The sequence below is a fragment of the Duganella aquatilis genome (assembly GCF_009674565.1).
Classification (GTDB): Bacteria; Pseudomonadota; Gammaproteobacteria; order Burkholderiales; family Burkholderiaceae_D; genus Rugamonas; species Rugamonas aquatilis.
This window is the reverse complement of sequence record NZ_WKJL01000002.1, coordinates 332,582-352,346: the sequence shown is the minus strand read 5'-3', so window position 1 is coordinate 352,346 and position 19,765 is coordinate 332,582. Positions and strand designations below refer to the sequence as shown.

Annotated in this window: 19 protein-coding genes; 10 read left to right on the top strand and 9 right to left on the bottom strand. The window is 62.5% G+C overall.

Annotated features, from left to right (window positions below):
- Positions 1-66: 66 nt before the first annotated feature.
- Positions 67-1,641, top strand: coding sequence for a methyl-accepting chemotaxis protein (locus GJ698_RS05995; RefSeq protein WP_154356692.1), 1,575 nt, complete (start codon positions 67-69; stop codon positions 1,639-1,641).
- A 96-nt stretch (positions 1,642-1,737) separates the two neighbouring features.
- Here the strand turns inward: GJ698_RS05995 and GJ698_RS05990 are convergent, their stop codons facing one another.
- The 4 genes from GJ698_RS05990 to GJ698_RS05975 all read right to left on the bottom strand — a co-directional run bounded on the left by GJ698_RS05990 (position 1,738) and on the right by GJ698_RS05975 (position 8,369).
- Entirely contained in the window at positions 1,738-5,322 is a 3,585-nt protein-coding gene (locus GJ698_RS05990) for a M1 family aminopeptidase (protein WP_154356691.1), read from the bottom strand.
- Positions 5,323-5,331: 9 nt separating this feature from the next.
- Positions 5,332-6,225: an ABC transporter ATP-binding protein gene (locus GJ698_RS05985; protein WP_154356690.1), complete on the bottom strand. Its 894-nt coding sequence runs from the start codon at positions 6,223-6,225 to the stop codon at positions 5,332-5,334.
- Positions 6,226-6,392: 167 nt separating this feature from the next.
- Positions 6,393-7,589: an ABC transporter permease gene (locus GJ698_RS05980; RefSeq protein WP_154356689.1), complete on the bottom strand. Its 1,197-nt coding sequence runs from the start codon at positions 7,587-7,589 to the stop codon at positions 6,393-6,395.
- A gap of 3 nt (positions 7,590-7,592) precedes the next feature.
- Positions 7,593-8,369, bottom strand: a complete 777-nt coding sequence (locus tag GJ698_RS05975; protein ID WP_154356688.1) for an ABC transporter ATP-binding protein — start codon at positions 8,367-8,369, stop codon at positions 7,593-7,595.
- A 112-nt stretch (positions 8,370-8,481) separates the two neighbouring features.
- Between GJ698_RS05975 and GJ698_RS05970 the strand changes: the two genes are divergently transcribed.
- Both GJ698_RS05970 and coq7 read left to right on the top strand, forming a co-directional pair.
- Positions 8,482-8,916, top strand: a complete 435-nt coding sequence (locus tag GJ698_RS05970) for a hypothetical protein (RefSeq protein WP_154356687.1) — start codon at positions 8,482-8,484, stop codon at positions 8,914-8,916.
- Positions 8,917-8,966: 50 nt separating this feature from the next.
- On the top strand, positions 8,967-9,608 hold the full coding sequence (gene coq7, locus GJ698_RS05965; RefSeq protein WP_154356686.1) for a 2-polyprenyl-3-methyl-6-methoxy-1,4-benzoquinone monooxygenase: 642 nt from the start codon (positions 8,967-8,969) through the stop codon (positions 9,606-9,608).
- A gap of 7 nt (positions 9,609-9,615) precedes the next feature.
- Here coq7 and GJ698_RS05960 read toward each other — a convergent pair whose 3' ends face one another.
- Positions 9,616-10,491, bottom strand: coding sequence for an AraC family transcriptional regulator (locus GJ698_RS05960; RefSeq protein ID WP_208023778.1), 876 nt, complete (start codon positions 10,489-10,491; stop codon positions 9,616-9,618).
- A gap of 149 nt (positions 10,492-10,640) precedes the next feature.
- Between GJ698_RS05960 and GJ698_RS05955 the strand changes: the two genes are divergently transcribed.
- On the top strand, positions 10,641-11,624 hold the full coding sequence (locus GJ698_RS05955) for a saccharopine dehydrogenase NADP-binding domain-containing protein (protein ID WP_154356684.1): 984 nt from the start codon (positions 10,641-10,643) through the stop codon (positions 11,622-11,624).
- Positions 11,625-11,634: 10 nt separating this feature from the next.
- On the top strand, positions 11,635-12,099 hold the full coding sequence (locus GJ698_RS05950) for a nuclear transport factor 2 family protein (RefSeq protein WP_154356683.1): 465 nt from the start codon (positions 11,635-11,637) through the stop codon (positions 12,097-12,099).
- 7 nt (positions 12,100-12,106) lie between these two features.
- On the opposite strand, the gene GJ698_RS05945 is transcribed toward GJ698_RS05950, so the two are convergent.
- A complete protein-coding gene (locus GJ698_RS05945; protein WP_154356682.1) occupies positions 12,107-12,532 on the bottom strand; it encodes an OsmC family protein in 426 nt (141 codons plus the stop codon).
- A 223-nt stretch (positions 12,533-12,755) separates the two neighbouring features.
- On the opposite strand from GJ698_RS05945, the gene rplM reads away from it, so the two are divergent.
- From rplM to erpA, 4 genes are all read left to right on the top strand, one after another.
- Entirely contained in the window at positions 12,756-13,184 is a 429-nt protein-coding gene (gene rplM / locus GJ698_RS05940) for a 50S ribosomal protein L13 (RefSeq protein ID WP_056157909.1), read from the top strand.
- 9 nt (positions 13,185-13,193) lie between these two features.
- A complete protein-coding gene (gene rpsI, locus GJ698_RS05935) occupies positions 13,194-13,586 on the top strand; it encodes a 30S ribosomal protein S9 (protein WP_154356681.1) in 393 nt (130 codons plus the stop codon).
- 149 nt (positions 13,587-13,735) lie between these two features.
- A complete protein-coding gene (gene argC, locus GJ698_RS05930; protein ID WP_154356680.1) occupies positions 13,736-14,773 on the top strand; it encodes an N-acetyl-gamma-glutamyl-phosphate reductase in 1,038 nt (345 codons plus the stop codon).
- Positions 14,774-14,857: 84 nt separating this feature from the next.
- A complete protein-coding gene (gene erpA, locus GJ698_RS05925) occupies positions 14,858-15,208 on the top strand; it encodes an iron-sulfur cluster insertion protein ErpA (RefSeq protein WP_154356679.1) in 351 nt (116 codons plus the stop codon).
- A gap of 44 nt (positions 15,209-15,252) precedes the next feature.
- Here the strand turns inward: erpA and GJ698_RS05920 are convergent, their stop codons facing one another.
- Complete coding sequence (locus GJ698_RS05920; protein WP_154356678.1) at positions 15,253-16,335, bottom strand: FAD-dependent oxidoreductase; 1,083 nt, start codon at positions 16,333-16,335, stop codon at positions 15,253-15,255.
- 84 nt (positions 16,336-16,419) lie between these two features.
- Here GJ698_RS05920 and GJ698_RS05915 point away from each other — a divergent pair, with 84 nt between their 5' ends.
- A complete protein-coding gene (locus GJ698_RS05915) occupies positions 16,420-17,082 on the top strand; it encodes a TetR/AcrR family transcriptional regulator (RefSeq protein WP_154356677.1) in 663 nt (220 codons plus the stop codon).
- On the opposite strand, the gene GJ698_RS05910 is transcribed toward GJ698_RS05915, so the two are convergent.
- Both GJ698_RS05910 and GJ698_RS05905 read right to left on the bottom strand, forming a co-directional pair.
- Positions 17,070-18,167, bottom strand: a complete 1,098-nt coding sequence (locus GJ698_RS05910; protein WP_154356676.1) for an anhydro-N-acetylmuramic acid kinase — start codon at positions 18,165-18,167, stop codon at positions 17,070-17,072. The genes GJ698_RS05915 and GJ698_RS05910 overlap by 13 nt on opposite strands.
- Positions 18,168-18,268: 101 nt before the next feature.
- Positions 18,269-19,663 carry a M23 family metallopeptidase gene (locus GJ698_RS05905; RefSeq protein WP_154356675.1) on the bottom strand — a complete coding sequence of 465 codons (1,395 nt, stop codon included), beginning with the start codon at positions 19,661-19,663 and terminating at the stop codon, positions 18,269-18,271.
- Positions 19,664-19,765: the final 102 nt, after the last annotated feature.

Genomic DNA, 19,765 nt, shown 5'->3' with positions numbered 1-19,765 from the left:
GGATAGCGTTTCAATAGCAGCAACGCTTGTTTCTTTCTCAACATTGCTTTTGAGAGCACGGTACTCATGAAAAACTTCAAAATTGGCACGCGCCTGGCCGCGGGCTTTGGTTTGGTATTGGCGTTGATGATCCTGATGACGGTGATCGGCATCCGCCACATGCATACGGTGGCCACCGCCACGCGCGACATGATGCAGCAGCCGCTGGCGAAGGAGCGCATGATTTCGGACTGGTATCGTTTGATCCACACCAGCGTGCGCCGCACCACGGCCATTTCGAAGAGCACCGACCCGTCGCTGGGTCCGTTCTTTGCGGAAGACACCAAGCAGTCCACCGCTGAAATCAACAGCCTGCAGCAGAAGGTCGAACCGTTGTTGGAAGGTGACGACGAAAAGGCCATGTACAAGGACATGACGGCCAACCGCAAGCTGTACGTGGCGTCGCGCGACAAGATCGTGGCGCTGAAAAAAGACGGCAAGCTGGATGAGGCGGCGGAGGAACTGAACCAGCGCTTCATCCCGGCCGGCAAAGCCTACCTCGGCTCGCTGGGCGGCCTGCTCGACCACCAGCGCACAAGCATCGACAGCCAGGCGTTGCAGATCGAGAGCCTGTATGTCAGCAACCGCACCTTCATGATCGTACTGGGTTTGCTGGTGCTGGTATTGGGCGTGGCCTATGCATGGCGCCTGACGCGCGGCATCACCGGCCCGCTGGGCCAGGCGGTGGAGATCGCCGAAGCGGTGGCGCATCGCGACCTGACCTCGCATATCGAAGTGACCAGCATGGACGAAACCGGCCGCCTGCTGCAATCGCTGCAGAAAATGAATGATGGCCTGATCAGCATCGTCACCGAAGTACGCAACGGCACGGAAAACATCGCCACGGCGTCGAACCAGATCGCCGCCGGCAACCTGGATTTGTCGGGCCGCACCGAAGAGCAGGCGTCCAGCCTGGAAGAGACGGCCTCGTCGATGGAAGAACTGACCGCGACCGTCAAGCAGAATGCCGACAATGCGCGCCAGGCCAATCAGCTGGCGGTGAAGGCGTCGGAAGTGGCGCAGCGGGGCGGCGGCGTGGTGTCGGAAGTGGTGAACACCATGGAAGCGATCAACGGTTCGTCGCGCAAGATTGCCGACATCATCAGCGTGATCGACGGCATCGCCTTCCAGACCAACATCCTGGCCTTGAACGCGGCGGTGGAAGCAGCGCGCGCGGGCGAGCAGGGCCGTGGTTTCGCGGTGGTGGCGTCGGAAGTGCGCAACCTGGCGCAGCGCAGCGCCGCGGCCGCCAAGGAAATCAAGGGTCTGATCGACGACTCGCTGGACAAGGTGGACGCCGGCAGCATGCTGGTGTCGCAAGCCGGCACGACGATGACCGAAGTGGTGGAGAGCATCCAGCGCGTGACCGACATCATGGGTGAAATCACCTCGGCCACGCAGGAGCAGAGCAGCGGCATCGAGCAGGTCAACATGGCGATCGGCCAGATGGACCAGGTAACGCAGCAAAATGCCGCGCTGGTGGAAGAAGCGGCGGCGGCCGCCGCCTCGCTGCACGACCAGGCCGATGCGCTGACCGCCATCGTCGCCGTCTTCAAGCTGCACGAAACACCCGCCGCACGCACGCGCCTGCAACTGCACTAACAATCCGGGGTCAGGTCCTTCATTTCTACACGAGCTCTGCCGTAAGCGCCGCTTAAGGCAGAGCTCGTGTAGAAATGAAGGACCTGACCCCGGAGTTTATTGGGCTTGCAGTTCGATGTTGATCATGTTGTCGTCGGGCTTGCGGTCGATCAGTTTGTTGTCGGGATCGATGCCAGCCTTGGCCGGGCGGCTGTTGACGATGACGGTGTAGCGGTTCTCTTTCTGGCTGATCTGCTTGCGCTCGCGCAGCAGGCTGTTGCCTTCCTTGTCGTCGACGCCGATGTCGATCCAGTCGTTCAGCGGCACGTCCTTTTCCTCGCCCTGTTCGCTGGCGCGCACCTTGGCGGCGTTGACCGCGAAGCTGACTTCGTACTTGCCATCGCTGAGCTTGCGCGCGGTGGCCGAGACTGCATGATTCTCATACAGCACGATGTGGTTGAACAGGTCGTCGATCAGATAGGCCTGGTCGGCCGGTGTGACCTTGCGCAGCGCATCGACCAGTACGTTCACGCTTGGATACGGCCCCGGCTTGCCGCCGTACTGCACCAGCAACTCCTTCAGCGCGCTGTTGACCTTGGCTTCGCCCAGCACGTCCTGCAACTGGTACATCGCCAGGCTGCCCTTGCGGTACTGGATGTAGTTCTGGTTTTCATTCTCCGCCAGCGGCAGTTCCTTCTTGCGTTCCAGCGCGCGGCCCAGCAGGTACTGGTCCAGGTCATAGTGCAGGAAGCGCCGCATCTTGCTGGCGCCGAAGTTTTTCTTCATCACCATCAGCGCTGAGTATTCGGCCAGCGTTTCGCTCAGCACTGTGCTGCCGCGCGTGTTGCCGCCCACCAGCTGGTGGCCCCACCACTGGTGCGCCACTTCATGCGCGGTGATGTAGAACGGGTAGTCGATGTCCTTCGGATTCTTGTCGTTGACCTTGGCGATGAAGCCCACCGATTCCGAATACGGAATGGTGTTCGGATACGATTGCGCAAACTGCGCGTAGCGCGGGAATTCGACGATCCGCACCAGCTTGTGCTGGTACGGTCCGAAGTTGCGCGTGTAGTAGTCCAGCGATTCCTTGATGCCCTTGTCCATGCGGTCCAGGTTGTACTCGTGGCCCGGATGGTAGTACAGCTCGATGCCGACGTCCTGCCACCAGTCGCGCTTGACCAGGTAGCGCGCCGACTGGAAGGCGTACATGTTCAGCATCGGCTGGTCCATCTTGTAGTGGAAGTAGCGGCGGCCCTTGCTCATCCAGTCCTTGACCAGCGCACCCGGCGCGATCGCGGTCTGGTCGGCGCTGGTGCTGACGGTGGCGTCGAACCTGATCCAGTCGGCGTCGTTGCCGGCGAAGTTGTTGGCCAGGCCGGACGGATCGTCGCGCGGCAGCATGCGTTCGCGCGCGGCCAGCTGGTGCTTGCGGCGGTCGCGGGCGTCGTTCAGTTCCCAGTCCTGCTGGTAGCCGATGTGCGGCATGACGCCGTTGTTGAAGAAGGTGCCGTTGCCGATCACCGGCGTGTCGCGGCCCAGGCCGAGGATGCCTTGCGGCGCGTAGCGGATGTCGAACTCCATCGCCAGCTGCGCGCCAGGCGCCAGCGGCTTGCTCAGCTTGTAGGTGTAGAAGCCGAGGTCGGCGTCCTGCAAGCCGTTGCGCACAGTCTGGTCGAAGCGCACCTGGTAGCGGGCGATGTTGTTGTCCTGCGAAACGATGATATCGGTGACCGGCTGCGTGCCGCGGTTCTGCAGGATGTAGCGGCCCTTGATGGCCAGCGTGCGCTGGTCCGGCCAGATATCCACGTTCAGCTGGACGTCGTTGATGCGCGGCTGCGGCAGCTGCGCATACTGCTTGTACTGGCGTTCGTAGTCGGCTTTTTCCGCCTCCTTGTGGTACGCGGATTTGTAGAAGTTGGCCACGTGCTGGTTGTAGAACAGCACGCCGCCGGCGCCGGCGAAGATCAGCACGCCCACGGCGATGGTGGTCAGCACCGGCATGGTCAGCGCGTGGCGCGCCAGTTGCAGGCGCTGGCGCCAGCCGTCGTTGGCGCCGCGCGCCCAGAACAGCAGCGAGGCCACTACCAGCAGCAGCGCCGCGCCGCCCCAGTACGCTTCATACCAGCGCTCGCGCACCAGGAAGTGGCCGTAGCCGTTCATCGCCGAGTAGACGATGGGCGGAATATTGCCGTAGATGAGCATCGGATTGTCCAGCCCCACCGAACCGGCCGTCACGCTGATGATGTAGTAGACGATCATCGCGAAGTAGGCGATGTAGCGCTGGTTGATGATCACCTGCAGCGCGATTGCAAGCACCGCTGTCAGCGCATAGGCCGGCATCTGCAGCAGGAACAGCTGGTGCAGGTACAGGCCCGGCTCCAGCAGGAAATAGCCCTGGACGATCTGCACCGCCATGCCGGTCAGCATGACCACGACCATCAGCAGCGCCTGCAGGCCGATCAGCGCGAACAGCTTGGACAGCAGCGGCAGCCAGCTCGGGATCGGCAGCGCGTCGAGCATCAGGCCCATATTGGCTTCGCGTTCGCGCCAGATCAGCTCGCCAGCGTAGAAGGTGGTAATCACCATCATGAACAGCGCGAAGGTTTCGCTGACCACGTCCAGCACCTGGTAGGTCACCGGATAGGTATTGGTGCCGTACATCGAGCCGAGGTCCAGCGACGAGGCGAACATCATCAGCACGCCGGCCAGCACGATCACCAGGAAGTAGATGTTCTTGGTGGTTTCGCGCAGGTTGAGCCAGCTCATGCGCACCAGCAGCCAGCCCAGGCTGCGCGACTGGAAGTCCGGCGTTTCCTGCGTGCTGACCGAGGTCTGCGACAGGTGCTGCGGCACTTCGCCTTCGCCTGTGCTGCTGCGCTTGCCGTGGCCGCTGTCGCTGGTGGCGATGAAGTGAAAGCGCCAGTAGCCGATCAGCAGGCCGATCAGCGCGGCCGAGGCCCAGATCACGCGGTTCAGCAGGTACACGCCTTCCGGCCAGAACATGCGGGTGTTGCGTTCGATGATGGGCCAGTACTCGGTCAGGCGCATGACGGCGGTGGTGCCGAACGGGTCGATCAGCGCGGCGAAGGTTTTGTAGTCGAGGTCGCGCGCCAGGCCCGGCGCCACCATGTAGCCGACCAGCATCACCACGCTGGAGATGTACACCGGCAGCATGCGCCGCGTCAGTGCCGCCAGCACGAAGAACACGGCGCCGAAGATGAAGATGTTGGGCAGGATGACGATCAGGTAGGGCACCAGGTAGGCGATCGCTTCCGCATGGGCCAGCCGCTCGGGATCGATGCCGGGGATGAAGCTGCCCAGCCAGGCGCCAAGCACGATGCTGGTGAAGATCACCGCCAGCGTCAGGTAGGCGCCGAGGAAGCGGCCGAAGATGTACTGATGTTTTTTGATCGGCGCACTGAAGAAGAAGTGCTGCATGTCGTACTCGAAGTCCTGCTGCACCGAGCGCCCCATCATGGCGGCGATCACCACCACGCCCAGCGAGCCGAGGAAGCTGGTGGTGAACATCAGCGAGCGCGGCGAATCGATCAGCTGGCTGCCGAAGGTGATCGAGGCGCCTTTGAAGAAACCGCCGGCGGCGGCCATCCACAGCATCGACAGCGCCAGGAAGCCGAGGAAGTACACCCAGGTCGACAGCAGCTTGAGGCGCTGGCGCGCTTCAAAGAGGGCGATGGCAAACATGATCGGCCCTTAATCGCAGGTGTTCGCGGCGCGGTGGCGGCCGGCGATGGTGGCGAAGTAGACATCCTCCAGATCGCCGATGGCTTCCTCGAAGCCATCGCCGGGATCGTTATCGCTATACACGTGGATCAGGGTGCGGCCGGACAGCAGCCGCGACGAGATGACCGGGTGGCGCAGCTGGAACGACTGCAGGTCGCGCTTGTCGATGAAGCGGGCCCAGATCTTGTCGCTGACTTCGTGGATCAGTTCCTGCGTCGGTCCGCACAGCAGCAAATGGCCCTTGTTGATGATGGCCATGTTGGCGCACAGGTCGGCCACGTCGGACACGATGTGGGTCGACAGGATCACGGTCTTGTCCTCGCCGATGTCGGACAGCAGGTTGTGGAAGCGCACCCGCTCCTGCGGGTCGAGGCCGGCGGTCGGCTCGTCGACGATGATCAGCTTCGGATCGCCCAGCAGCGCCTGGGCGATGCCGAAGCGCTGCCGCATGCCGCCCGAGAAGCCGCCCAGGCGCTGGTGGCGCACCTCGAACAGATTGGTTTGCTGCAGCAGGCCGTCGACCACCTCGCGCCGGCGGTTGCGGTTGCTCAGGCCTTTCAGCATGGCGAAGTGGTCCAGCATCTCGTAGGCGGTCACCTTCGGATAGACGCCGAAGTCCTGCGGCAGGTAGCCCAGCAGGCGGCGGATTTCGTCCTTTTCATCCAGCACGTCGAGGTCGCCGAAGAACACCGCGCCGGAATCGCATTCCTGCAGGGTCGCCAGCGTGCGCATCAGCGTCGACTTGCCGGCGCCGTTGGGGCCGAGCAAGCCGAACATCCCGGTGGGGATGGTGAGCGAGATATTGTCGAGCGCCACCACGCCGTTGGCATAGGTTTTCGACAAGTTGCTGATGCTTAATTCCATGCTAACTCCTGATTCTGCACGACCACAGACTTTTCACATGATGGCATTGTATTGAATTTGATCCATAGAAGGGGCGCCATTGCGATGGGCGGCAAAATGGTGCGCCAGAGTGCAGGATAGCCGGAACAGGCGGTAACCGCTGGTTGGTGGTTGAATAGACAACTTGGTCAATTCCTGAACAATACCTGCTCGCGGTTGAACCACCAGCGGCACAGGGCCAGCAGCAGTCCGGCGGTGAGGGTGGTGGACAGTAATATCACGGAGAACATGCGGTAGTCCATGGTGCCTTTGACCAGTTCCTTCATCGCCAGCGATACGTTGGTCAGCGGCACCATCGACCATTTCCAGTTCAGTTCCACGCCGGGCAGCAGCGCCACCAGCGTCGGCAGGATGGTGACGATGATCAGCGGCGAGATCAGGCCGGCCGCCTCCTTGTAGCTCTTGGCGTAGACCGAGATCGACAGCAGGATGGCGGCAAAGATGGCGGCGGTCGGCACCAGCATCAGCGCCACCATGGCCAGGTCCAGCGGGCCGATGGCGCGCATCATCTGCACCATGTCGCCGCCGATCAAGCCGCCGAAGAACAGGATCAGCGCCGCCACGCTGACGATCATCAGCAGTGCCGAAGTCAGGCCGATGGTGAACAGCATTAAAAACTTGGCCAGCACGATGGCGGTGCGCGACACCGGCGCCAGCAGCAGGGTTTCCAGCGTGCCGCGCTCCTTCTCGCCGGCGCCGGTGTCGATCGCCGGATACATGGCCGCCATCAGGCACACCATCAGCAGGATGTAGGGCAGCATGCCGCCCACCAGCGCGCCCATCTGCTCGCGCTTGTCGGCGGTGGAATGGTCTTCCAGCGTGATCGGATCGAGCGCGAAGGCCAGCTGCTGCTTGCTGAGGCTGAGCGCGGAGAGGACGTGTTCGCGCAGCTCGCGGTTCTGGCTGCCGATCACCGACTGCACCCGCTTGCGCGTCAGGTCGACGGTGGCGGCGCTGTTGTAGTGCAGCTGGATCACACCTTGCTGCTGGGCTTCCATCTGCTGGCCCAGGCCGGCGGGAATGACCAGCGCGAACTTGATGCGGTCGCTGGCGATGGCGGCCTTGATCTCGCCCGGATTGAGCAGCGTCACCTCATGGAAGCCTTTTTCGCTGGCGAAGCGCTGCGCCAGCTGCGGCGCGTGTTCCTTGCCGAAGATCGCGTAGGCCATGTCGGCCGTGCTGGCGTGCTTGAACAGCGTGGTGGACAGCACGCCGAAGCCGGCAAAGATCAGCGGCATGGCAAACACCGGGATGAACACGGTGAAGAAAAAGGTGCGGCGGTCGCGCGCCAGCTCCAGCAATTCCTTGAGGTAGATGGTCCACATGGCTCAACCTCCTTGGTGGATGACGCCGACAAAGGCGTCGTACAGGTCGGCGCTGCCGCCGAGATGGCGCAGCTCGTTGATGCTGCCGTGGAAGGCGGTCTTGCCGTGGTTGATGATGCAGACGCGGTCGCACAGTTTTTCCACTTCGTGCAGGTGGTGGGTGGAGAAAATCAGCGGGACGCGCAGGGCTTTGTAGCTGGCGATAAAATCAAGCAGGATCTTGGCCGACATGACGTCGAGGCCGGTGGTCGGTTCGTCGAGGATGACGATATGCGGCTCGTGCACCACGGCGCGGGCGATGGCGCATTTCTGCTTCATGCCGGTGGACAGCGCATCGGCCCGCTTGTTGCCGAACTCATGCATTTGCAGCAGCTCGAACAGCTCGTCGCAGCGGCGCTTCAGGTGGGCCGGACTCATGCCGTGCAGGCGGCCGAAGTATTCGATGTTTTCGCGCGCCGTCAGGCGGCCGTAGAGGCCGGTGGAGCCGGACAGGAAACCGATGTGCTGGCGCGCCGCCAGCGGGTTGGCCAGCAGGTCGATGCCGTTGGCGTGGATGCTGCCGCTGTCGGGTTTGAGCGCGGTCGAGAGCAGGCGCAGCGTGGTGGTCTTGCCGGCGCCGTTGGGGCCGAGCAGGCCCAGCACTTCGCCGGGCGCACAGCGGAAGCTGACGTCGCGCACCGCGTGGAACCAGCCGTCGTGATCGCGCGGATCGAGCGCCGTCGAAGTTTTGCCGCGCGCGGGCAGGCGAAAGCGTTTGGCCAGGCTCCGTACCTCGATCATCGTGCTTGCCCCAGGTGGAAAAGTTTCAAGAGTAGCATGCAAAAATTCTGACGCGCAAGCTAGTTGGTCGTTAAAACTCTTGCTATAGTCGCACACAGGCGTGGAGAGAAAGATGAATCCTCAACTGAAGGAAAAAATACTGGCGGTGATGCAGCAGGGCGTCGACCGCGACGAGTCCACCGGTTTCTTTCGCGTGGCGCTGGGACTGTATTACCTGTCGGGTCTGATGACCGAGGAAAAGGTCGACTTCAAGCTGCTGGACCGCGACTTCAACCGCTTCATCTACCAGACCATCGGCAAGGGCCACAGCATCACCAGCATCCTGCAATACATGAGCGGCGAGAAGGTGGTGCCGGTGGTCGAATCGAAACGCTTCCTGAAAGCCTTCGGCGAGTGTTGCACCGAGGTGCCGCTGCAGAACATTCCCTTCCTGCTGGGGCTGAACCTGGGCGTGGCCAAGGACATCTCCAAAATCGACGTGCGCGGCCCGGTGGCCGACTACATCGAACGGCAACGCCAGCTGCGCGAGGACGCCGAGGCCAAATAACGGGGTGCTCCCTTATAATGGGATTTTCCATCGAGAACACGAGTTTGTTTATGGCCGCTTACCACCACACTCCCCTGGACCGATTCATTGCCGGCGCCGACAAGGCGTTGCGCGTCATCAGTGGCGTCGCTTCGGCGTCGCGGCCGACGCCGGCGGCACGCGCGGCCGATGCGGAGATGAGCGAAGCGGAGCGCCGCCATGCGGCCGGCCTGATGCGTGTGAACCACGTCGGCGAAGTGTGCGCGCAGGCGCTGTACAACGCCCAGGCGCGCTTTGCCCGCACCGAAGCGATCCGCGAACAGTTCGAGCATTCCAGCCGCGAGGAAGAAGATCACCTGGCGTGGACCGCGCAGCGCCTCGGCGAACTGAATTCGCACATCAGCGTGCTGAATCCGCTGTTCTACGCCGGCGCCTACGCGCTGGGCACGGTTGCCGCCGTGCTGGGCGATGCGCGCAGCCTGGGCTTCGTGGTGGAGACCGAGCGCCAGGTGGAATCGCACCTGGAAAGCCATCTGGAAAAACTGCCGCCGCAGGACGCCAAGTCGCGCGCCATCGTCGACCAGATGCGCATCGATGAAATCGAACACGGCGCCGCCGCCCAGCGCCTCGGCGCCGCCGACGTGCCGAAGCCGGTGCAGGCGGTGATGTCGGTGATGGGCAAGGTCATGACCAGCACCGCCTACTACGTCTGATCCGCGGTTACGTGCCCTTCAGCGCCTGCGTGGCTTGCATCAGGTCTTTTGATGGTGGCAGGCCGAACAGGCGCGCATATTCCCGGCTGAACTGGCTCGGGCTTTCGTAGCCGACGCTGAACGCCACCGAGGTCGCGCTGCCCTGGCCGCCGATCAGTTGCGAGCGCGCGTGCAGCAGGCGGATGCGCTTCTGGTACTGCAGCGGGCTCAACGCCGTCACGGCTTTGAAGTGGCGGTGGAAGGCGGACACGCTTAACGCCGCCATCTCGGCCAGCGTCTCCACCCTGATCTGTTCGTTGAAGTTACGGCGTATCCAGTTGATGGCGACGCTGATGCGCGACAGCGCCGTATCTGGCGATGCGATGTCGCGTAACATCCAGCCAAGCGGACCCTGCAATACTCGAAACAATATCTCCCGCTCGTAAGCGGGTGCGAGCACTGCCACTTCGTCCGGCCGGTCAATCAACCGCAGCATGCGTATCCAGGCGTCAAGCAGTTCGTCATTGACCGGCGCCACCGAAAATCCCGAACCAAACAATGTGCTGCAGATGTTGACTGGCAGGTCGCGGATCAGCGCGCCAATAATCGCGGCGTCGAGCGTCAGGCTGACGGCAAGGTAAGGCTCGCCCGTCGCGGCCGGATGGACCGCGCCCACTGCCGGCAGATCCACGGACATGACGAAGTAGGTCGCCGGGTCGTAGTGAAAGGTGCGGTCGCCCACCGTCATCGTCTTCGATCCCGTCAAAATCAGGTTGATCATCGGATCGTAGACGGCCGATAGCAGGTGCTCAGGGATCTCGCCCTGGACCATTGCGACACGCGGGATGCCGGTTTCGGTGCGGTTGTTTCCGGCCCGCGAGGCCAGTCGCCTCAGTTCCTGCATTTGCTGTTCCATCTTCAGACACTAACAGAGGCTCTGCGGGCGTGCAATGCGCGAGCAGGAATAGGCAAGCTTTGAGGAGGATCCGGTGGGTGCGCCGTCGGCCACAGCCATATTATCCGGACTCCTCTACAAAGAACGGCGGTACGGACATGAAGAAACTAATGATTTACGGCGCGGCGGGCTACACCGGCCGCATGGCGGCGCAACATGCCGCGACAGCGGGCACGCCGCTGATCGTCGCAGGACGTGATGAAGTGGCGCTGGCAGCGCTTGCCGCCAGCCTCGGCGTCGAGTATCGCGTCTTTGCGCTTGACGACAGTGCCGCGATCGATCAATCGCTGGCCGACGTCGGCGTGCTCCTCAATTGTGCCGGTCCTTTCGCCGGCACGGCCCGCGTGCTGATGAAAGCCGCCATCCGCAACGGCGTGCATTATCTCGACGTCGCGGCCGAGCTGGACGGCTACCGCCTGGCCGAAGTGCTCGATGCGGAGGCCAAGGCGGCAGGTGTGATGCTGCTGCCAGGCAGCGGCGGCAGCGTCGCGATGCTTGGTTGCCTGGCCGGACACACCGTGGCGCGAACCAGCAATCCAGCCAGCATGCGCGTGGCCTTGCATGTTTCAGGCGGACTGTCGCGCGGCTCGGCCATCAGCGCGATGGGCAGCGTCACCGCTGAAACGCTGGCGTGCGCTGGCGGCAGTCTGGTGGCCCGGCCTGCCGGAGCGATTCGGAAACTCGACTTTGGCAAGGGCGCCGTTGATTGCTTCCAGGTGACGCTGCCCGATCTCATCACGATATGGCGATCGACCGGCGTTCCGGAGATTGAGACTTTCGTCCATGTGACGGGCGACGGCTTTCCGCAAGGCGATCTCTCGGCGCTACCGGACGGGCCGAGCGAGCAGCAGCGCCTGGCCCACCGGTATCAGGCCGTGGTCGAGGTCACCAGCGCCGATGGCGCCGTGATCCGCTCGGTTCTCGATACGGTGAACGGCTACACCTTCACGGCCACCGCTGCCGCCGAGGCGGGCCGGCGCGTGCTGGCCGGCGAGCAGCGCCCAGGCTTCCAAACTCCGGCAGCACTGTTCGGCAACGGCTTCGCCGAAACCATAGCCGATACCACCATCATCAACTTTTAAGGAGTCACTTATGTCATCCACACTCATCAACGCGGCCGCAGACCAACTGGCGGTCATCGATGCGTTGTATCGCTTTGCCGCCGGCATCGATCTGCGCGACCAGGATCTGCTGGCGTCTTCGCTGGCGGAAAACGCCGTATCGGACTTTCGTCCCGCCGCAGCCAAGGCCGGGTTCGACTATCCGGTGATCGAGGGCAGGGCGATGATTGTGGCCGCGCTGACGGCGTCGCTGGCGACGCTGGATACCTCGCACTCGGTGTCCAATCCGCGTGTCGCCATCGACGGCGACACGGCGCGTCTGGATGCGCTGGTGGAAGCCCAGCACGTCCCGTGCAGCGATCCCGCGCGCCACTACATGATGAAGAACCGCTACGACGTCGAGCTGCAACGGGCGGACGACGTCTGGCTCATTACCCGGAATACCGTCGATAACATCTGGTGCGCCGGCGATCCGGCGGTTCTGTCCGTCGTCTAGCCGCGTATCAGTCGACTTCGACGATCTCGAACGAGTGGGTGATCTCGGCGGTCTTGCCCAGCATGATGGAGGCCGAGCAGTATTTGTCGTGCGACAGGGTGATGGCGCGTTCCACCGCTTCCGGCTTCAGGCCCTTGCCGGTGACGACAAAGTGGAAGTTGATCTTGGTGAAGACCTTCGGCTCGGTGTCGGCGCGGTCGGCTTTCAGCACGCATTCGCAGCCGCGGATGTCGGCGCGGCCTTTTTTCAGGATCAGCACCACGTCATAGGCGGTGCAGCCGCCGGTGCCGAGCAGCACCATTTCCATCGGGCGTGGCGCCAGGTTGTGGCCGCCGCCGTCGGGGGCGCCGTCCATGGTGACCAGGTGGCCGGAGCCGGTCTGGGCCAGGAAACTCATGCCCGACGGGCCATTCCAGCTAACTTTGCATTCCATCGCTCATTCTCCGTGTAAAAAACTTTGTCCATATTGTAATGGACCGCGCAAACCCTGTGTTTTCGCGGTCTGCAGGCCAAACCATGCTTGACGCGGTGGGCCGTTGCCGCTTATACTTGTCGGCTTTCCATTCGCTCAGGAAAGTAAATAAAAAGGCCGAGTCCGCTGTAACAATAGCGGAACCACCATATGAGCGTGTATTTCTTAATTTGAAAGTCATCACATGAAAACTTTTTCCGCTAAAGGACATGAAGTCCAGCGCGACTGGTTCGTGATTGACGCGACGGACAAAGTCCTCGGACGTGTTGCCAGCGAAGTGGCACTCCGACTGCGCGGCAAGCACAAACCTGAGTTCACCCCTCACGTCGATACCGGCGATTTCATCGTCATCATCAACGCAGGCAAACTGCGCGTGACCGGCACCAAGGCAACCGAGAAGACCTACTACCGTCACTCGGGCTACCCAGGTGGCATCTACGAGACCAACTTCCTGAAAATGCAACAGCGTTTCCCAGGTCGCGCTCTGGAAAAAGCCGTCAAGGGCATGCTGCCAAAAGGCCCACTGGGCTACGCAATGATCAAGAAGCTGAAAGTGTACGCCGAAGGTTCGCACCCGCACGCTGCCCAGCAACCTAAAGCACTCGAAATCTAAGGAACTGACATGATCGGTAACTACAACTACGGCACCGGCCGTCGCAAGAGTGCAGTGGCTCGTGTGTTCATCAAATCGGGCACTGGCCAAATCATCGTTAACGGCAAGCCAGCGTCGGAATACTTCTCGCGCGAAACCGGCCTGATGGTTATTCGTCAACCACTGGAACTGACCGGCAACGTTGAGCGCTTTGACATCAAAGTCAACGTGCACGGCGGCGGCGAGTCCGGCCAGGCAGGTGCAGTTCGTCACGGCATCACCCGCGCTCTGATCGACTACGATTCGGGCCTGAAAGGTGACCTGGCACGCGCTGGCTTCGTAACCCGCGATGCACGTGAAGTTGAACGTAAAAAAGTTGGTCTGCGCAAAGCACGTCGCGCAAAACAATTCTCGAAGCGTTAATTTTTACGCTCTGGTGCGCTGCTTGCGGCGCATCACCGAAAAAGCCGCCGGCCTTGTGTCGGGCGGCTTTTTTTCCATCTGGGCTACTGTCATACAGACGTAGCCGTTGCCTGATAAAATGGCACCTCACTCTCAATTAAGGAAGAACAATGATCAAAGTTGGCATCGTCGGCGGCACCGGATACACCGGGGTAGAACTGCTGCGTTTGTTGGCAGTCCACCCGGATGTGGAACTGACGGCAATCACCTCGCGCAAAGAGGACGGCTTGCCAGTCGCTGATATGTTCCCATCACTGCGCGGCCGCGTGAACCTGAAATTCTCGTCGCCGGAAAACGCCGACCTGACCAAGTGCGACGTGGTGTTCTTCGCCACCCCGCACGGCGTCGCCATGGCCCAGGCGCCCGCGCTGCTGAAAGCCGGCGTCAAGGTGATCGACCTGGCGGCCGACTTCCGCATCCAGGAAAAAGCCGTCTTCGAAAAATGGTACAAGATCGAGCACACCTGCCCGGACCTGCTGGCACACGCAGCCTACGGCCTGGCCGAACTGAACCGTGAAGAGATCAAGAAGGCCAACCTGGTCGCCAATCCGGGCTGCTACCCGACCACCATGCAGCTGGGCTACTACCCGTTGCTGAAGAACGGTCTGGTCGATGCCGGTTCGCTGATCGCCGACTGCAAGTCGGGCGTGTCGGGCGCCGGCCGCAAGGCGGAAATCGGCACCCTGTTCTCGGAAGCGTCGGACAACTTCAAGGCCTACGGCGTGGCTGGCCACCGCCACACGCCGGAAACCTCGGCCCAGCTGCAACGTTTCACTTCTGACAAGGTCAGCCTGATCTTCACGCCGCACCTGGTGCCGATGATCCGCGGCATGCACTCGACGCTGTACGCGCGCCTGACCAAGGACATCAGCAACGAAGACTTGCAGAAGCTGTTCGAGGACCAATATAAGGACAGCGCCTTCGTCGATGTGATGCCGTTCGGTTCGCACCCTGAAACCCGCTCGACCCGTGGCTCGAACATGCTGCGCCTGGCGCTGCACCGTCCGGACAACGGCAACACCGTCATCGTGCTGGTGGTGCAGGACAACCTGGTCAAGGGCGCATCCGGCCAGGCGGTCCAGTGCATGAACCTGATGTTTGGCCTGGAAGAGACCACCGGCTTGATGCAGATTGCCCTGTTGCCATAAAACCCGCTGTTTTGCGGGGTCCGCAGCAGAACTTATGTTGAGGGTCTATAATGGACCCTAATTGTTTTCTCGTAGGAGTTAGAAATGAATGCTGTTGCCGAAATGCCAGCCCCTATCATTTTCACTGATAGCGCTGCTGATAAGGTCGCCCAACTGATCGAAGAAGAAGGCAATCCGGACCTGAAACTGCGCGTATTCGTGCAGGGTGGCGGCTGCTCCGGCTTCCAGTATGGCTTCACCTTCGATGAAATCGTCAACGAAGACGACACCACCATGGTCAAGAACGGCGTTCAGCTGTTGATCGATTCGATGAGCTACCAGTACCTGGTCGGCGCGGAAATCGACTACAAGGACGACCTGGAAGGCGCCCAATTCGTGATCAAGAACCCAAGCGCAACGTCGACTTGCGGCTGCGGTTCCTCGTTCTCGGTCTAAGCTGTTCCAGCTTTGCCCATGACGGCGGCCTTGTGCCGCCGTTTTTATTTGGTGAACATCGCGACCAGGCTGTGCGGCGACTGCTCGCCGTAGAGGATGCCGTGCAGCTCCTCCGCCTCGGCCGCCGCCTGCGCGCTGCGCGGGAACAGTTCCGCTTCGTATGCGGCGAGTGCCGCCTCGGTGTCGCCAGCATGGGCGACGATGGCCCTGGCCAGCTCGGCGCCGTCGAACATGGCCAGGTTGGCGCCTTCGCCGGACGGCGCCATCAAATGCGCGGCGTCGCCCAGTAGCGTAACGCCCGGCATGCGCCGCCAGCGATGGTCCGGCGGCAGCGCGTGGATCATGCGCACCACCGGCGCCGTGTCGCTGGCGGTGATCAGTGCGGTCAGCGCCGGCGCCCAGCCTTCGAACTCCCCGGCGATATCGCCTTCGGCAAACCATTCCTGCGGCTTGGTCAGCGCCACATACGCATGCAGCACGCCCGCCGGTTCGCGGTGCGCCAGGATGCCTTTGCCGGGCGCCACAGCAAACAACGCGCCGCCGCCCACGGCCGCCGCGCTGGCCGGATGGTGCTGGTCGCTGTCATGCAGCCAGGTCTCGACCAGCGAAATGCCGGCATACGCCGGCTTGGCGTTGGACAGGAGAGGGCGCACTTTCGACCAGGCTCCATCCGCACCGACCAGCAGGCCGCAGGTCACCGTCGCGCCATCGGTGAATGTCAGTTCGTGGCGGCCGTCGCCCAGCGGGACGGCTTGCGCCAGTTTGCGGCCCCATTGCACCGCGCCCTCTGGCAGCGACGCCAGCAGGATGCGCCGCAACTCGCCGCGCTGCACTTCGGGCCGGCCGCCGCTGCCGTCGTCGGGATCGTCGAACAGCACCTTGCCGTCCTGGTCGAGCACGCGCGTGGTCTGGCCGCCAGGATGGATCAGCGCCACGAATTCCTCGTACAGATTGGCCGCCTTCAGCGCCAGTTGCCCGTTGTGATCGTGAATATCGAGCATGCCGCCCTGCGCGCGAGCGCCTGGAGAGGCTTCCGCCTCGTAGACGGTGGCCGCAATGCCGTGCACGTGCAGCACGCGCGCCAGCGTCAGCCCGCCGAGTCCGGCGCCAATGATCGCAATATTCATATGATTTCCATGGTTGAAAAAATAATGGAACAACGTTCCATAAGAATTTTGCGGCAGCCTATCAGTTATGTCAAGATAGCGGCCATGGTAAAAAACACACTGCGCCGCGAGGATGCGCTGACGCGCGAGCGCATCATTGAAGAAGCGATTGCGCTGCTGGACAGCAGCGGGGAGGGCGGACTGACGTTCCGTGCCTTGGCCGAGCGGCTGGCCACCGGCGCCGGCGCGCTTTACTGGCACATCGCCAACAAGAACGATCTGCTGGCAGCCGCCTGCGACGCCATCGTGGCTCGCAGACTGGGCGCGCCGCCGGTGGATGCGTCGCCGCAGGACATCATCCGCGCCGTGGCGCTGGAGCTGTTCGATGCGATCGACGCCCATCCATGGATAGGTCCGGCGTTGACGCGGGCGCCGTGGCAGGCGCCATTGGTGCGGATACTCGAACGCCTGGGCCAGCAGATCCGCGCCCTCGGCATTCCGCAGGCCGAACAATTCGCCGCCGTCTCCGCGCTGCTCGGCTACATCCTCGGCGTCAGCGTGCAGAACGCCGCCAATGCGCAGACCGGCAAGCAGTTGGGCGGCGACCGCAGCGCCATCCTGGGGCAGCTTGCCGGCGCCTGGGCGCAGCTTGATGCGGACGCCTATCCGTTCACCCGCAGCATCGCTGCGCAACTACGCGAGCATGACGACCGCATGGACTTCCTGGCCGGCGTCGACCTTATCCTGCGCGGCCTTCAGCGCGGGTAGAGCGCACCCAGCACGCGCTCGCCCTGTGCGCCGGTCACGGCAGGCAGGTTGCCCGCCAGGCGTTCGGTGAAGCGGTAGCCGAGCCAGGCGAAGGCCAGCGGCTCCACGCAGTTGGGCGCAACGCCCAGCGCCTGCGTGGACGCCACCATCACCTGATTGCCCAGTTCCTTGCCCAGGGCTTCCATCAGCACGCTGTTGTAGGCGCCGCCGCCGCAGATGTAGACCGCGTCCGCAGCGCTGCCGTAGGCCTTGATGGCGTCCGCCAGCGTGACCGCGGTGTATTGCGTCAGCGTGCGCTGCACGTCTTCCGGCGCGGCCGACGTGTGCGCGGCCAGGCGCGCGTCCAGCCACTCAAGGTGGAACAGGTCGCGGCCGGTGCTCTTCGGCGCGGGCTGGGCCAGATACGGCTCCTTCAGCAGTGCCGCCAGCAGCTCGGGGATGACCTTGCCGGTCGCGGCCCAGGCGCCGTCGGCGTCGTATTCCTGCTGGCGGTGGAGATGGATCCAGCCGTCCATCAGCACGTTGCCGGGACCGGTGTCGAAGCCGACCACGCGGCCATCGCCGCTCAACACGCTGATGTTGGCGATGCCGCCGATATTCGCCACCACGCGCGTCTGTCCTGCCTGGTTGAACAGGGCCTGATGGAAGGCCGGCACCAGCGGTGCGCCCTGGCCGCCGGCGGCGACGTCGCGGCTGCGGAAATCCGCAATCACGTCGATGCAGCACAGCTCGGCCAGCAGGGCGGGATTGTTGGTCTGGCGCGTAAAGCCCAGTTCGGGACGGTGGCGGATGGTCTGGCCATGCACGGCCACAGCGCGGATCTCCTGCGGCATGCGGCCCGTGGTGCGCAGCAGCTCCGCCACGCATTGCGCATAGTGCTGCGCCAGCAGGTTGGCCGCCAGCGCCTCGCGTTCGATCTCGTTGTGGCCGGCGGCCTGCAAGGCCATCAGTTCGGCGCGCAGGGCGGGCGGGAAGCTGATGTAGGCCGCGCCGAGAGTGGTGGTGGCGTCGCCGTCAAACTGCGCCAGCGCGCCGTCTACGCCGTCCAGGCTGGTGCCGGACATTAAGCCGATATACAAAGTCATACGTGCCCTCGTGATGTGTGGGGTGTCGCACAGAGAAAGCGACCTCAAGAGCGCATCATAATAAAAAACAGGCCGACTAAGCGGCCTGTTTTGTAGAGAGTTTATTTCGACGCGACTGACGCCATGCGGGTATTGCCGCCGGCTCCTGCCGGCCGCAGCAAAGCGAAGCGGTGGGTCATATCGTTGGCGTAGACCTTGAAGCGGCCCATTTCGGCGGCGGTCAGCGGCGCTTGTGCCTGCACGTTCATCTTGCTTGGGTCCTTGGCCTCGCCAGCCACGCGGAACTCGTAGTGCAAGTGCGCGCCGGTCGACCAGCCGGTGGTGCCGACGTAGCCGATCACATCGCCCTGGCTGACCTTGGCGCCTTTTTTGATGCCCGTACCGAAGCGGCTCATGTGGGCATAGGCGGTGGTGTAGTTGTTCCAGTGCTTGATGACGACGAAATTGCCGTAGCCATTCTGGGTGCCGGCGAAATCGATGGTGCCGTCGCCCGCGGCGCGGATCGGGGTGCCGGTCGGCGCCGGGAAGTCGATACCTTTGTGCTGTTTCCACTGGCCGGAAATCGGATGCACGCGCATCGAGAAACCGGACGAAATACGCGAGAATTCCACCGGCGATTTCAGGAAGGCCTTCTTCAGCGATTTGCCGTCGAAGCTGTAGTAGCCGCCGCCTTGCTTGCTCTGCGGATCTTCAAACCATACCGATTGATAAGTCGTGCCCTTGTTGGTCAGTTCGCCTGCCAGCACACGGCCCGCGCGCACAAATTCCCCATCCTGCCAGAAGGTTTCATAGACCACGTTGAAGCTGTCGCCGCGCTTCAGGTCGCCGCGGAAGTCGACGTTGGTCGAGAACATTTCGATGATCTGCTTGACGATGTTGTCCGGCAGCTTGGCGCCGTCTTCGCTGGAGTCGGTCGCAGCGTACAAGGTCGAGGTGATGTTACGGGCATGCATTTCCACACGGCGTTCCAGCTTGGCTGGTTCGGCGGTGGCGACAAAGCCTTCGCCCTGGCGGGTAATCTTGATGTTGGTGACCGGATCGTCCTTGCCGTCGACCACGGTGGCGCGCAGCCACTGCAGGTTGCCTTCGTCGTCGGTCTGCGCCTGCACGCGCTTGCCGGTCTTCAGCTGCATGACGCCTTTCGCCACTTTATCTTTTTTGATAAAGTTCTCGGCCTTGTCGTCATCCACGCCCAGACGGGTCAACAACGTTGCCAGCGTATCGCCAGCGCGGATTTTTTCCTCGTGGACGAAGTGGGCATTGGAAGATTGTTGTTCCAGCGTGTTGATTTGCGTGCTCAGGTCTGGTGCAACCACGGCTTCCTGTACAGTTTTCACCGGCAGATCGGACGCGTCAGGCGCGAGCGGAGCCACGCCGGCGGCACCAAATGCAACAACTGCAAGTGACAATGCAGACGCGCTGATGATGCGCGCCTTGCGCGTAGAACCTAGCAGACTGAACAAGCGTGAGCTTGTGAATTTATGTATTTGGTTCATGCAATCAGTTAAAATTTGCCGCTTGAACTATTCAGGAACGTTTTATTTCTTCTAATTATGTGTTTTGTTAGTTTTCGTGCGGCAAGATTGATGGATCGAGGA

Coding starts and splice junctions, on each gene's coding strand:
- GJ698_RS05995 (WP_154356692.1), top strand. CDS start 67: ATGAAAAACTTCAAAATTGGCACGCGCCTGGCCGCGGGCTTTGGTTTG.
- GJ698_RS05990 (WP_154356691.1), bottom strand. CDS start 5,322: ATGTTTGCCATCGCCCTCTTTGAAGCGCGCCAGCGCCTCAAGCTGCTG.
- GJ698_RS05985 (WP_154356690.1), bottom strand. CDS start 6,225: ATGGAATTAAGCATCAGCAACTTGTCGAAAACCTATGCCAACGGCGTG.
- GJ698_RS05980 (WP_154356689.1), bottom strand. CDS start 7,589: ATGTGGACCATCTACCTCAAGGAATTGCTGGAGCTGGCGCGCGACCGC.
- GJ698_RS05975 (WP_154356688.1), bottom strand. CDS start 8,369: ATGATCGAGGTACGGAGCCTGGCCAAACGCTTTCGCCTGCCCGCGCGC.
- GJ698_RS05970 (WP_154356687.1), top strand. CDS start 8,482: ATGAATCCTCAACTGAAGGAAAAAATACTGGCGGTGATGCAGCAGGGC.
- coq7 (WP_154356686.1), top strand. CDS start 8,967: ATGGCCGCTTACCACCACACTCCCCTGGACCGATTCATTGCCGGCGCC.
- GJ698_RS05960 (WP_208023778.1), bottom strand. CDS start 10,491: ATGCAGGAACTGAGGCGACTGGCCTCGCGGGCCGGAAACAACCGCACC.
- GJ698_RS05955 (WP_154356684.1), top strand. CDS start 10,641: ATGAAGAAACTAATGATTTACGGCGCGGCGGGCTACACCGGCCGCATG.
- GJ698_RS05950 (WP_154356683.1), top strand. CDS start 11,635: ATGTCATCCACACTCATCAACGCGGCCGCAGACCAACTGGCGGTCATC.
- GJ698_RS05945 (WP_154356682.1), bottom strand. CDS start 12,532: ATGGAATGCAAAGTTAGCTGGAATGGCCCGTCGGGCATGAGTTTCCTG.
- rplM (WP_056157909.1), top strand. CDS start 12,756: ATGAAAACTTTTTCCGCTAAAGGACATGAAGTCCAGCGCGACTGGTTC.
- rpsI (WP_154356681.1), top strand. CDS start 13,194: ATGATCGGTAACTACAACTACGGCACCGGCCGTCGCAAGAGTGCAGTG.
- argC (WP_154356680.1), top strand. CDS start 13,736: ATGATCAAAGTTGGCATCGTCGGCGGCACCGGATACACCGGGGTAGAA.
- erpA (WP_154356679.1), top strand. CDS start 14,858: ATGAATGCTGTTGCCGAAATGCCAGCCCCTATCATTTTCACTGATAGC.
- GJ698_RS05920 (WP_154356678.1), bottom strand. CDS start 16,335: ATGAATATTGCGATCATTGGCGCCGGACTCGGCGGGCTGACGCTGGCG.
- GJ698_RS05915 (WP_154356677.1), top strand. CDS start 16,420: ATGGTAAAAAACACACTGCGCCGCGAGGATGCGCTGACGCGCGAGCGC.
- GJ698_RS05910 (WP_154356676.1), bottom strand. CDS start 18,167: ATGACTTTGTATATCGGCTTAATGTCCGGCACCAGCCTGGACGGCGTA.
- GJ698_RS05905 (WP_154356675.1), bottom strand. CDS start 19,663: ATGAACCAAATACATAAATTCACAAGCTCACGCTTGTTCAGTCTGCTA.